The organism is Bremerella cremea, from assembly GCF_003335505.1.
In the GTDB taxonomy this organism is placed as follows: domain Bacteria; phylum Planctomycetota; class Planctomycetia; order Pirellulales; family Pirellulaceae; genus Bremerella; species Bremerella cremea_A.
This window is the reverse complement of record NZ_QPEX01000046.1, coordinates 80,362-92,615: the sequence shown is the minus strand read 5'-3', so window position 1 is coordinate 92,615 and position 12,254 is coordinate 80,362. Positions and strand designations below refer to the sequence as shown.

At 55.0% G+C, this 12,254-nt stretch carries 10 protein-coding genes; 4 read left to right on the top strand and 6 right to left on the bottom strand.

The window, feature by feature from the left end; translation table 11 throughout:
• The first annotated feature begins 144 nt into the window (after positions 1-144).
• On the top strand, positions 145-1,305 hold the full coding sequence (locus DTL42_RS24155; RefSeq protein WP_147274427.1) for a hypothetical protein: 1,161 nt from the start codon (positions 145-147) through the stop codon (positions 1,303-1,305).
• 9 nt (positions 1,306-1,314) lie between these two features.
• The gene (locus DTL42_RS24150) at positions 1,315-2,442 is read left to right on the top strand and encodes a DUF6268 family outer membrane beta-barrel protein (RefSeq protein ID WP_147274426.1); all 1,128 of its coding nucleotides are present in this window, start codon (positions 1,315-1,317) and stop codon (positions 2,440-2,442) included.
• Between the two features lie 21 nt (positions 2,443-2,463).
• Here the strand turns inward: DTL42_RS24150 and DTL42_RS24145 are convergent, their stop codons facing one another.
• The 5 genes from DTL42_RS24145 to panB form a co-directional block, all read right to left on the bottom strand.
• Positions 2,464-2,925, bottom strand: coding sequence for a DUF4112 domain-containing protein (locus DTL42_RS24145; protein ID WP_114373132.1), 462 nt, complete (start codon positions 2,923-2,925; stop codon positions 2,464-2,466).
• 193 nt (positions 2,926-3,118) lie between these two features.
• Positions 3,119-4,024, bottom strand: a complete 906-nt coding sequence (locus DTL42_RS24140; RefSeq protein WP_114373130.1) for a hypothetical protein — start codon at positions 4,022-4,024, stop codon at positions 3,119-3,121.
• Positions 4,025-4,033: 9 nt separating this feature from the next.
• Entirely contained in the window at positions 4,034-5,017 is a 984-nt protein-coding gene (locus DTL42_RS24135; protein WP_114373128.1) for a YceI family protein, read from the bottom strand.
• A 104-nt stretch (positions 5,018-5,121) separates the two neighbouring features.
• Complete coding sequence (locus DTL42_RS24130; protein ID WP_114373126.1) at positions 5,122-7,164, bottom strand: thioredoxin domain-containing protein; 2,043 nt, start codon at positions 7,162-7,164, stop codon at positions 5,122-5,124.
• A gap of 57 nt (positions 7,165-7,221) precedes the next feature.
• Positions 7,222-8,031 carry a 3-methyl-2-oxobutanoate hydroxymethyltransferase gene (panB, locus tag DTL42_RS24125; RefSeq protein WP_114373124.1) on the bottom strand — a complete coding sequence of 270 codons (810 nt, stop codon included), beginning with the start codon at positions 8,029-8,031 and terminating at the stop codon, positions 7,222-7,224.
• Positions 8,032-8,296: 265 nt separating this feature from the next.
• Between panB and DTL42_RS24120 the strand changes: the two genes are divergently transcribed.
• Both DTL42_RS24120 and DTL42_RS24115 read left to right on the top strand, forming a co-directional pair.
• Positions 8,297-9,076 (top strand): hypothetical protein, encoded by a 780-nt coding sequence (locus DTL42_RS24120; protein ID WP_114373122.1) that lies wholly within the window; start codon positions 8,297-8,299, stop codon positions 9,074-9,076.
• A gap of 149 nt (positions 9,077-9,225) precedes the next feature.
• The gene (locus DTL42_RS24115) at positions 9,226-10,482 is read left to right on the top strand and encodes a sialidase family protein (protein ID WP_114373120.1); all 1,257 of its coding nucleotides are present in this window, start codon (positions 9,226-9,228) and stop codon (positions 10,480-10,482) included.
• A gap of 40 nt (positions 10,483-10,522) precedes the next feature.
• Here the strand turns inward: DTL42_RS24115 and DTL42_RS24110 are convergent, their stop codons facing one another.
• Complete coding sequence (locus tag DTL42_RS24110; RefSeq protein WP_114373118.1) at positions 10,523-12,157, bottom strand: isochorismatase family protein; 1,635 nt, start codon at positions 12,155-12,157, stop codon at positions 10,523-10,525.
• Positions 12,158-12,254: the final 97 nt, after the last annotated feature.

Here is a 12,254-nt window from a genome sequence, read left to right as displayed (position 1 = left end):
AGAAAGGGGTAATCTTGCCTTGACCTGCAAGTTGCCCCTTTGGTAGTTACACGCTCCGGTCCAGCAAATTAATATCGTCACGTGTTGGCGGGGGACTTGAGCGAAATCGTGAAAAAAATTTCTCATCTACCGTTGATCAGTCTAATGGCACGTCTGCTGCTAGCCCTTGTCGTAATGTTGACTGGGAGCAGTGCTTGGGGCCAGGCCACGGTTGCGCCAGCGCCACCCGCCGGAGGCGTAGGGGCTTCGATTCAAGGGTGGGATCCCTACGCAACGACGCCGCAATACGGCAATTTCAGCACGCCTGCTTACAGTGGACAGGTCTATGCTTCTCCGCCGCCGACAAGCACGTATGTGCCACCGGGAAGCTATCCGCCAGCGCCATCCGCGCCGCCGTCCAACTTTGCAACGGGACCTAATTCGTTTTTTCCTCAGCAGCCGCAGCCCCTTTACCAGCCTGCCCAGCCGTTTGCTCAGCAGCAACAGCAATTCCAAATTCCGTACGAACGGTTCATGGAGAACCTGTCGTTTCAGTACACCTTCCTGCCTCGTTTGAGTGACCAGGAAGACACGCTAGGCATTCAGGATTTTGAAACGTCGGTCACGGCTCTTTTTCCGAACTTCCTTTTCAGTGAACACCCGTTGTTGGTGACGCCTGCTTTTGTGCTGCATTTGTGGGATGGCCCCTCGACAATGGTTCAGGACCTGCCGGGTAATGCCTACAGTGCTTACTTGGACTTCGCTTGGAATCCGGAGCTGACGCCTCGCTTGTATGCCGAACTTGGTTTTCGCGCAGGCATTTATACCGACTTCGAGACCATGAATACCGATAGCCTCCGGCTGCAAGGTTTGGGCGTGGGCAATGTTCGCTTGACTCCGACCATGACTTTGAAAGGTGGGGCGGTCTACATCGATCGTTTGGATGTCAAAATATTGCCGGTGGTTGGTTTGTTGTGGGAGCCGGACAGTCTGACACGATTTGATATTACGTTCCCTTACCCTCGACTTTCCAAGTATTGGACTACCGTTGGCGATCGCAAAGTGTGGTGGTATGTCGGGGGTGAATATGGTGGCGGTAGTTGGACGATTCAGCGTTACGATTTCAATACGAACCAAGACGTCAGCGATCAGATCGATATCAACGATTACCGCGTGTTCATTGGTTTGGAAGCAACGCATCCGAATCGGTTGAGGGCGTATGCGGAAGTCGGTTATGTGTGGGATCGAAATATTGTTTATCGATCTCCCACGCCGAACCTGAAAGTGGATGACACCGTGATGTTACGGCTCGGGTTCAATTTCTAAGGCGAGGCATTGAAGCAATCACATCATTTTGTCGCGAGTCTGTTGTTGGCTGGGGTGCTTAGCGCACTCGCCTCGCCAGCGCACGCACAAGCTCAGCTTTGGGCCCAACGCGATATTGGTACGGTTCAGCGAGAAGGGCATTTTCAGCCGATCGAAAGGATTCCGGCTACGGAAGTCTTTCCTGGTGGTTACGAGCTGCCGCCGTATCCACGCACCGGCAAGCCAGGCAGTCCGCCTGTCCCGGCGAAGCTGGTTGCAGAAAATCCGCCTGAATTGAATATGCTCTCGGAAGATGTCGAGAAGCAAGACGCGTTGTTCCTGACCGAAGACGAAGTGTTTACGTCGCGTCCTAATCTGAAACCTTCGAAAGATAGCATTCTGCAGACGTTGGCGATTCAAAGTACTTGGATCGCTGGCAGCGGAGATAACATTGGTATTACCGAAGTTAGCGGCAGTGCAACACTTGGCTTTCCGGCCCCCACGCGGGAATCGCCGCTGCTGATAACCCCTGGCTATGGGATGTTCTTCTTGGTCGGCCCTGATTCGATTCAGGCCCCCGCGACGCTATACCAGGCTTATCTTACGACAACTTGGATGTCGCAACTTTCGCCGAAATGGGGGACCGTGCTGTCGGTTACGCCGGGCGTTTACAGCGATTTTCAACTTACCAACAGCGATGCCTTTCGGGTAAGCGGCATGGCGATCATGTCTTACAAGTCGAGCGATACGCTGCAGTGGTTATTGGGGGTGGTTTACTTGAACCGCGACGACTATTCGATTTTGCCGGTCGCAGGTTTAATTTGGACGCCTTCGGATGACTATCGGCTTGAATTAACATTTCCGAAGCCGAGATATTTGCAGCTGTTCAACTATGGCGAAGGCTATGAAGACTGGTGGTACGTCGCTGGCGAGTTCGGTGGTGGTACGTGGAGTGTTGAGCATCCCTTAGGGCAAAACGACGACCTCACGCTTACCGACTACCGGTTGTTGATCGGCATGGAACGGAAGACCGAAGGAGGGGGCAAGTCGTTTGTCGAATTGGGCTACGTCTTCGGTCGCAAGTTGGAATACAAGTACGATCCGGCCACGCTCGATATGAGCGATACAATCCTGCTACGCAGCGGTTGGTGGTATTAGCGGCTGGGGCCTGGCGTGGTGCTACTTGGCTCCCTTTTCAATCTTGTCTAACTCTTTCTCTAGCAGCTTCATGTTCCGACGATTAGCTCGGAAACCGATATCGGCCAAGTCACCCACCAGAGGAACAAGCCCGATTACGAAGTCAATGAGAACATTGCCGACCATCTTAACCATCGTCCAGCGAGAAGCGCCAAGACGATGAGCTTCCCACAGGAAATAGGCCGACACAGCCGTGGTGGTGGCGTCGCCGAAAAACGGCACGAGCCCTAGTACGGCATCCCAACCGAGGGTGATCTTAGTACCAGGCACTCTGACTGCGTCGTCAAACAGATGAGCGATTTTCCGTAGCCGGACGATCAGCTTTTGCCGATCTTCTGGCGAGAGAGCACGAAGCCGCTTGTCCACCTCCTTGACCACCTCGGGAGAGCGGGGACGACGTGGAGATAGGCGAGACAAGTTGGGGCTGAGGTATCGCATGCTCATGGTATTCTTCCTGGGTTTGAATTCGGCACACGTGGGTGCCGGGCTTCAATCATCGCAACCGCCATACCAAGCGAATGCGAAAACCGAAGCGATACCGCTGAGCAATCGCTAATCCAAGACTATATCTAACGTTGCATGCCTGCACGAAAAACGCGGATCGCTAGAAAAAAGAAATCGCTTGGCAGCTATCGAATCACTCTGGCATAGTGGCGACAACCGCCATGATGACGGCCACGGTCGAGGGGATTGCTGCCGCCAGAATCATACTGGTGGCGTGGAGTTTAGGGAAAGAAGTGCGTGATACTAACTGTCCTGTAACAACCGCCAGTAAGAGTCCGCCCATCGGTAGCCAATAGCAAAGGAAGGGGACTTCGCTAAAAGAATTGGTTTGGGCAATCAAAAGCATTCCGCCCAGATAGACCACAATCGGCAGACCTAATCCATTGAGCAGCGGACGACGCAGGATGAGCCCCACCACCGTCAGGCCGAGAACAACGCCAACCGTGAGCCCGCTGATTTGGGCGAAACGCATGCTTTCAGAAAGCAGTACAACTCCCGACGTTGCCAAGCATGTGCCCAGCACAACAATGGCGAAGGGCCAAGATGCAGGAAGCGAAGATTGGTCGATGGCAACCGAGAGAAGCCAAGCCCCCAGGCACCAGAAAACTAAATAGGTGCGATAGTCAGGCCATAGGTCGTCCCACGTTGGCATCAATGCATAGCCAACCGCGACCGCCGTTGCTGCATAAAAAATCGGCAAGCCGATGAAGCGAGCACTCCAGTGGTTACCTAGAAATCCAACCACAGTGCTGGCCACCACCGCCAAGCCAACCGCGGCCGCGATCCATTCGTATTCGACTTCCGGTACCCAGGGGCCCAAGGGAAGAAAGAAATAACCGAGGCCAGCACCAAGGGCGAGCGGCAAGCACGTTTCCCAGGCAAGAACACGTTTGGCTGGTGCTGCGTCACCACTTGTCGAGTCCTTGTCGACTGGCCGAGCAAAAAGCCAGTCCGAGAGAAACGCCAAAACCAAACGGAGCCCGGCCGCCGCGAAAAGCGGAGCGACGAGGCCCCATAGTAGATCATTTAGAGAGGGCATCGTTTTCGCTTACTTACCAACTTTGATGGTCATGGTCACGTCTTTGTGGACCTTATCTGGGCTGTAGTCCATGCCAAACTCAAGACGATCGATAACGAACTCTGCGTTCAACTTCACGTCTTTGCCGACGGTGACCTTGGCTGGGAAGGTGATCGACTTGGTTTTCTCGAGCAAGGTTAGGTCGCCGGTGATCTTGGCGGTGCCATCGTCGCCGTACTCGATCTTGGTCGAGGTGAACTTCGCTTCCGGATGACGACGAACGTCGAAGAAGTCAGCATTCTTCAGGTGGTTGGTAAGCTTGTCAAATTCCGTTTCCAACGATGCCGTTTCGATGGCCACGGTCACGGATGTCAGCTTGCCATCATTGGCTTTGGCTGTTCCCTTAAATTTACCAAAATTGCCCGTACGCGGATCGGGCTTGTCGCCGACGTGCGTGCCAACAAACTGAATCAGGGTGTTGTCTGGGCTGAGGGTAACTTCCACTGGACCAGTTGCTTCCATGGCAACAGTTTCGGTTGCTTCCGGTTGTTTCATTTCCGCGCCTGTTTCCGGTGCAGGCTGGGCTTCTTCTTTGGCTGGCGTGTTATCCAAGAGCCCTTCAACGGCATCGCCAGGAGTCGGCTGAGCGGCTTCTTCTGGATTGACCTCGGAAGTTGCTTCGGCCATCGGCTCTGCTTTAGGTTCGGGCTTGGGCTCTTCCTTTGGTTCTTCCTTGGGCGTTTCGGCAGGAGGGGCAGGTTCTTCTGCCGGCATCTCTTTCATCGGAGCCGGTTCTGCGGCTGGGGCTTCTGGGGCCTTTTCCGCTTCCGCAGGTTTCACCGTTTCAGCTGGTTTTACTGCTTCGCTCGGAGGGGGAAGCGTGTCATTCGTAGCAGCGGGAGCGGTTGTTGTGTTCGTCTCGGTCTTGCTACTATTTTCGACATCACCAGCAGGCGGTTTGCAGCCAAGGCAAACGATTCCGGTGACCAACAGGAGTCCGAATAATCGCATCATCTCTTGATTCCTCATTCTGTGCGTTGATAGTTCGTTGAGAATTAGGTGTGAACTTATCACTACGGCCATTAAACCATAGCCTACGTTGCTGTGCTATTGATGGCCTACTGTGCCAGGTAGCTCGTAGCGGAAACTGGGGCTTGGCAGTGGAAATTCTCGCAGGCGTACACGGTCGCCTCGCCATTGAGAGGTGTTTTCTCGGCAAGCAGTGGCTGTAATAGCGGGCTGGGCTGCGATTGCCCGATATGAACGGCCAGCAGGGTGCGGGGGCGATATTGGGTTTGAAGTTGACAGATCAGCTGCGGCAAAGAAGGATCGTCCTGCTCGGCGGCGAGCACAACTTGCTCGGTCGAGCTTTGCAAAAAGTCGTAAGCAATCAATAGCTGTCCTGCCGCAATGGGATGTTTCTCAAGCACATCCGCTCCGGCAGCCACCGTCGCTTCGGCGAGGCGAAGGTATTCGGTATTGCCAACCAGTTTGCCCAGCTTGGCCAAAACCAACGCGGCCATGCCGTTGCCGCTGGGGATACTGTTGTCGTAGAAGTCCTTGTTTCGCGCGATCAGGGCTTCGTGATCGTCTGCCGTGTAGAAGAACCCGCCCCCGTCCTGGTCGTAAAAGTGCTCAATTGCCACTTGTGTCAAACGTTCGCACTCTTCCAGCCAGGTTGCCTCGAAGGTTGCTTCATACAATGCGAACATGCCGGAAGCTAAGTAGCTGTAGTCGTCCAGGTAAGCAGGAAGCTTGGCTTGGCCATGGCGATAGGTGTGCAGCAAACGACCGTTGGAGTCGGTCATTTTTTCAAGCACGAATCGCGCTGCTTTCTTGGCGGCTTCCAGATAACGAGGTTCATCGAGCGCTGCCCCTGCTTTGGCAAACGCTTCGATCATCAGCCCATTCCAGCTGGTGAGGATTTTATCGTCCTTTCCTGGCCGAATTCGATCGCAGCGTGCGTTGAACAGCACTTGGCGAGCGTTGGCCATCTCTTCGGCGAGTTCATCCTCGGAAGTCTGCAACAACTCAGCGAATTGCGCGAGAGGCTGCTTGAGGTTGAGAATGCTCTGCCCCTCGAAGTTGCCTGACTCGGTTACGTCGTACACCGCACAGAAACGTTGAGCTACCGTCTCGTCGCCGAGCAACTTGTGAATTTCGTGCGGTGTCCAGACATAGAACTTTCCCTCTTCGCCTTCGCTATCGGCATCTTCGGTGCTATGGAAACCGCCCAGTTCGTCGGTCATGTCTCGTAAGATGTAGTCGCACGTTTCTCGCACAACTTGGGCGTACCGAGGAAACTTGGTCAGCCGAAAGGCATCGACATAGTTGCTCACCAGCAAGGCATTGTCGTACAGCATTTTCTCGAAATGAGGAACGAGCCATTTCGCGTCGACACTATACCGGGCGAACCCACCTCCTAAATGATCGTAGATCCCACCCATCGCCATCTTATTGAGGGTGGTAAGCACCATTTTCAGCGAATGGTCGTTTTGCGTTTCGACGTAGTGTCGTAGCAGCAAGTCGACATTCATCGTATGCGGGAACTTAGGGGCTTGGCCGAAGCCTCCGTTTCGTTCATCGAACGATTGTTCCATTTGTTTGACCGCCATATCGACCCGTCCTGGTGCGATCTCGGCTGTTTCGGTGGTGCCGGCACCAATGCTCTGCAAACGCTCGGTTAGAATCTGCGATTGCTGCAGGGCCATCTCGCGGCGATTGGTCCAGGCGTCGACTACGGCCCGCAAAACTTGATCGAAGCCAGGCATGCCGCGGCTTGCCGTTGGTGGCCAGTAAGTGCCGCCGAAAAACGGTTTGAGCTCCGGCGTGAGAAAGACCGACATCGGCCAGCCTCCGTGCCCAGTAAGCAGTTGTACGGCGTTCATGTAAATCTGATCGAGATCAGGCCGTTCTTCTCGATCGACTTTGATGCAGACGAAATTCGCATTCAAATAGTCTGCGATCTCCTGCGACTCAAAGCTTTCGTGTTCCATTACGTGGCACCAATGGCATGCCGAGTAACCGATCGACAGAAAGATCGGCTTTTGTTGATCCCGCGCAACCTCCAGCGCTTCCGCCCCCCAGGGAAACCAATCGACCGGATTGTTGGCGTGTTGTAACAAGTAGGGGCTTGTTTCATGCTCTAGTCGATTGGCCATTGTCTTGGCTCCTTATTGCCCAGAGGGCTGCCGCATTGTCAACTGCGACGTTTAGCTTTAACGAAACGAATGTTCGGGGCCAGGGAAGTCGCCCGCTTGAACTTCTTCGCAATATTGGCGGACGGCATTTGAGATCGATTCGCGAATATTGGCGTATTGCTTCACGAAGCGGGGGACATGCCCCGAGGTGAGCCCCAGCATGTCGTGCATCACCAAGACTTGTCCGTCGCACGAAGCCCCAGCGCCAATCCCAATGGTGGGAATAGGAATGAGCTTGGTGATTTCAGCGGCGTATTCTTGCGGAATACATTCCAGCACAATGCTAAACGCACCAGCGTCGGCTGCCGCTTGAGCATCGTTCATCAGGCGCTCGTGGTCGCGTTGGACTTTGTAGCCACCCATCTGGTGAACCAGTTGCGGCCGCAAGCCGATGTGCGCCATAACCGGGATGCCGGCGTTAACTAAGCCAGAAATCACTTCGGCCTGATCGGCCCCACCTTCCAGCTTGACGGCCTGGGCACCGGTCTCTTTAAGGATGCGACCGGCGTTACGAATCGCTTCATGCACACCCAGCAAATTGGAAGGGAACGGCATGTCGACAATAACCAACGCATTGGCAACGGCCCGCGTGACCATCTTGGCGTGATAGATCATCTCGTCCAGCGTCACAGGTATCGTCGAATCGTGCCCTTGGACGACCATCGATAAGGTATCGCCCACCAAAATGGCGTCGATACCGGCCTCATCGATGAGACGGGCCGTAGGGTAGTCGTAAGCTGTGAGGACCGATAGCTTCTTGCCTTCCGACTTGCGGGCGACAAACTGAGGAACGGTTAGCCGGGTGCTCTTAGCGGGTTGCGTGGACATGATTTGGGGCGCTTTCAGTGCAAGTCTTGGAACCTGTCAGCGCTTATTTTCGCGGTAACCTGACATGGGGACAACCGGCAGAAGGGGAACCGTTCGTAGTTTTTCGCCTTAGAGACCCGTGATTATTCACCTGCGGTGGAGTTAAAGTGACGAAAGGCAAAGAGAGTCTTCTTTTTGAAAAAACTGGCAATTCCAGCTTGTGACAGTTATTCTTGACGGTTATTGCCCCTCTGCTTCTCCCCAATTGGTGCTAACCAGGATTGCTATGCTTCGCCAACCCACCTCGCTAGTCGTATCGTGTGTGCTAACCACGCTTCTGCTGGGAACTTCGCTTTGGGCTCAACAGCCTGGCGCCCCTGCCCAGAATAAGCCGGAACGGAAAGAGATCTCGGGGAAGCTGTCTGATGCCAAGGGAAAGTACATCAAGCTAACACCAGACCAAGGAGGCCAAGACTGGGTGATCCTGGTCGAGTCGAAGCCGAACGAAATCACCATTCGGGGCGAGGCAGAGAAAGGATGGGTCCGACAAGGGATGCTGGTGACCTTCGATGCCACGGTCGACAAAAAAGGAATCGGCCAGGAAGCCGTTCAGGAAGTCAGCGTCTTTGCCCCAGGCCCAAGTATTGTCATGGGGGTGACCGAAGCAGGGGCGTTGCCGACGCAGGGGGAGGATAGCGGCAGCAAGTCAACGGAAGAAACGGCCAAGGTTACGGTTGTCGGACGACTGACCAGTATTGCCCGCGATGGTCGTTGGAACGTCGCTGCGGGGCGAACCAAAGTATTGGTCGAAGTCGCCGAAGACGCCAAGGTGAAAGTTGAGCTGCACGAGCCAAGTCTGATTCAAATTGGTGACAAGGTCAGTGGCACGGTGTGGTATACCACCGAGAACCAAGGCACCATGAAAGGTGAGGTCGAAATCGAAGCCTCCAAGCCGTTCGCAGCCCCCGAAGATCCGAAAGAGGCCCGTCGTAAGAGTCGCCAGAAGAAAAAGGACGAGCAAGAAGCAGAAGCTCCTGGCGAGGCGAAGAGTATCTTCGATATGTAGAGCCCCTTGGCTAGGACAAACAATTTAAGAACAACGATCGGGGCACAGAAATGTGCCCCCTTTTTGTTTAGCGATCTTCCTGCCTGCTAGGGCTTCCATTACCTTCGCAGATATCCCACCCACGATTCCCACCGCTAGGACCTTCCTAAATGTTCCCTCGCTACTCCCTTTCTCGCCGCAGATTTCTCGCAGGCACAGCCGCTTTGGCGTTGCCCGTGTCGCCAAGCTGGGCCGCGACTTCTCCCGATTTGATTCGCAGTATCGAGCGTGAGACGCTGTGGAAGAATCGGGACGGTAAGTCGATCACCTGGTTTCATCCGCGGGCCTGTTTGGTTCCGCGAAAGGGAGACAAGCCCTTGGTGTTGATGACGATGCAACCGATTAGCGGTTCCGATTATTTTGGACCGGTGCATTGGACATCAACCGCAGACAACGGAAAAACCTGGTCCGAGCCGACGCTGATCCCCGGTTTCGATCGCCGACCGGTTGCCGGGCACAAGGGCCTCGAAGAAGGTGTGTGTGATGTCGTGCCGCAATATCATCCGCCAACCGACACGACGTTGGCAGTGGGGCATTGTGTTTACTATCGCGGGCCGAAGTTCTCGCGTGGCGATCAGTTATCGCGGTTCCCGATGTATTGCGTTCGCGCGGCCGATGGAACTTGGAGCGAACGCAAGAAGCTAGAGTGGGATGACCCGCGCGGTAGCCATATCTATACGAACAACTGTGGACAACGCGTGGTCCTGCCCGATGGCGACATCTTGCTGGCGTTTACCTTTGGTTCCAGTCCCAATCACCGCATGGTGGCTGCCGTGCGTTGTGCTTTCGATGGGAAGGCATTAACGGTGAAAGAAGTCGGCCCACCGCTCGAGAACAAGGTGAAGCGAGGGCTATTGGAGCCATCGCTCACGCAGTTCCAAGGCCGCTACTACATGACTATCCGAGCCGAAGACGACCATGGATACGTTTCAGTCAGCGACGATGGCCTGAACTGGGAAGCTAAGCAGCCGTGGAGCTTCGATAACGGTCAACCGTTGGCGATGTCGACCACGCAGCAGCATTGGTTGACCCATTCCGACGCCCTGTATTTGGTTTACACCCGCAAGGCTCAAAACAATCGTGCCGTCATGCGCTGGCGTTCTCCCTTGTTCGTGTGTCAGGTCGATCCCGAGCGACGCGTGCTGTTGAAAGAAACCGAACGCGTGGCGTTGCCCCTGGTCGGCGATGGGGTGAATGCCCCGAACGAAGTCGCGTTGATGGGCAACTTTCACGTGGTGAACGCTTCCCCGGAAGAGTCGTGGATTACCGTCGGCGAGTGGTTGCCCAAGCACGAGGCTCGCGGCAACACTCTGCTCGCGCGGGTAGCCTGGTCTCGGCCCAATCAAGTATTGGCGGAAATGGAATGATCTATAAGGGGCGAGCGATCGCCTAATTTAAGCTGCTATTTTAAATCTTCTTCTGCGGCGGCGTTGGCTTGGTAAGGTCGAATTTCTCTGGTACGTCCACACCGGCTGCCCAGTAAACGCTGTTGAGCAGCATGCGTTGGAACGAGGGATTCGCAAAGTCGGTTGTGTGCCCGAGCGAAGTGAAGAACGAGCGTCCGCCGTTAGCCCGCTGAAAGGTCCACGCGACCGGCTCGGTCGGTTGGCCACCGATTTTACCCGTCAAGAGAACCTGAGCTTCCTTTTGTAATGGGGCCGTCTTGTAGAGCGACCCTTGTTGTTGGAAGGTGTCTCGGGGGAGGCCGGTTAAGATGGGATGCTTTTTCCCTGGTGCAATCGGTTCGATTTGGGAGATGAGCCGGTTGTTGTGATGGCCGTGATAATTGCCACCGAAGACTTCCGGATCGAACTTTTCCCACGTTTGCGTTCCGGCTGGCGGATCTTCCCCATGCAAGCTGAACGCATGGCATGCCGTACGGATGCCGATGACTGGTTTGCCGGCTGCGACGAACTTCCGCAAGGCTTCCATCTGCGCGGTAGGTAACGCTCGGCGGCGAACACTTAGCAGAACGACATCGGCAGATTCGAGTGCCTGGGCGAGCCCGGGGATATCATTCCGCTCGGTCGCACTGCCAAACGCATAGCTCACGCGGAAGTCCTTACCGAGATAGGCCGCAGCAAACTCTGGTAGTGTTTGGTTGGTTTCGTATTCGTCTTCGGCCATCACAAGCACGACGTGCGGGCGATCATCCTCTTTAAAGCGAAACGGCTGGCCACCAAGAAATTGATCGCTGGTCACCGTGGGACAGACAAACTTTTCGATATGCGAAACGATAAGGTCGGTCCCCGTAAAGTGGCTGACGAAAGGCCAGGACTTGGGGTTGTACATCGTATCGGTCATGTCGCGCATCAGCACGACGTTCTTACCGTTCTTGGCAAGTTGGCGCAGGCCAAAGGGGCGGCCCAGGACGCACATATTGGTGTGAACGCCAGCGAGGATGACGTTGTCGATTTTGCCTGCGGCCAAGATGCTCCAGACTTCGTCTCCCTGGTCGCTGATGTAATCCTTGTCCGGATCGATCGTCAGTAGCTCGGTTTGGCGAGTCCAAGGCGAGCGTGGGTTGAGTCCGCGCGATTCCATTTCTTGAGCCCACTTGGCGTGCTGCTGGGGTGTGTCGTCGTTGCCGCCGTCGGATTGGTCGACCGGATAGACGCCCTTTTCTTCGGCAGGAATCTGGTAGCACCACGAAGTGATCCCCTCTGGGATATCGGTGGCTGGAAGCGTCTGTTGGGCCCGCTGCCTGGCTGGGTGTTCTGCATAGTATTTCATGCATCCGCTAGGAGCATGGATGATGGTAACCCCTTGCTGACGCGCTTTGGTAAGAACATCGTTCAAGCGAGGGGCAAACTCTTGCCCACGCAGTACCGCACTCTCGCAGCTGTGCAGATCCCACATATCACAAACAATGATCGCCGTTTGCTCAGGCTTCCACGTTTCCTGGCGTGTGAGCTGGTGGAAACGACCACTATCAGACGCGGTTTGCTGCTGATAGCGAAGTGTCAAGGAAAGATCTTCCGCGAAGAGAGATGCAGTAAACGTCAACGCGAAAAGACAAGGCAAGCAGCGGAGTAGTGACATGCGAATGGTTCCCCTCAAGGGATGCAGGCAATAGGTGGGATGTCTCCTAACTTAGCGGATTCGCGAATTCAGTGGAAATAAAATATGGCCTGAATGC

What these genes read in the sequence shown, in the direction of transcription:
- DTL42_RS24155 (WP_147274427.1), top strand. Translation starts at nt 145, where the DNA reads ATGGCACGTCTGCTGCTAGCCCTTGTCGTAATGTTGACTGGGAGCAGT.
- DTL42_RS24145 (WP_114373132.1), bottom strand. Translation starts at nt 2,925, where the DNA reads ATGAGCATGCGATACCTCAGCCCCAACTTGTCTCGCCTATCTCCACGT.
- DTL42_RS24140 (WP_114373130.1), bottom strand. Translation starts at nt 4,024, where the DNA reads ATGCCCTCTCTAAATGATCTACTATGGGGCCTCGTCGCTCCGCTTTTC.
- DTL42_RS24135 (WP_114373128.1), bottom strand. Translation starts at nt 5,017, where the DNA reads ATGATGCGATTATTCGGACTCCTGTTGGTCACCGGAATCGTTTGCCTT.
- DTL42_RS24130 (WP_114373126.1), bottom strand. Translation starts at nt 7,164, where the DNA reads ATGGCCAATCGACTAGAGCATGAAACAAGCCCCTACTTGTTACAACAC.
- panB (WP_114373124.1), bottom strand. Translation starts at nt 8,031, where the DNA reads ATGTCCACGCAACCCGCTAAGAGCACCCGGCTAACCGTTCCTCAGTTT.
- DTL42_RS24120 (WP_114373122.1), top strand. Translation starts at nt 8,297, where the DNA reads ATGCTTCGCCAACCCACCTCGCTAGTCGTATCGTGTGTGCTAACCACG.
- DTL42_RS24115 (WP_114373120.1), top strand. Translation starts at nt 9,226, where the DNA reads ATGTTCCCTCGCTACTCCCTTTCTCGCCGCAGATTTCTCGCAGGCACA.
- DTL42_RS24110 (WP_114373118.1), bottom strand. Translation starts at nt 12,157, where the DNA reads ATGTCACTACTCCGCTGCTTGCCTTGTCTTTTCGCGTTGACGTTTACT.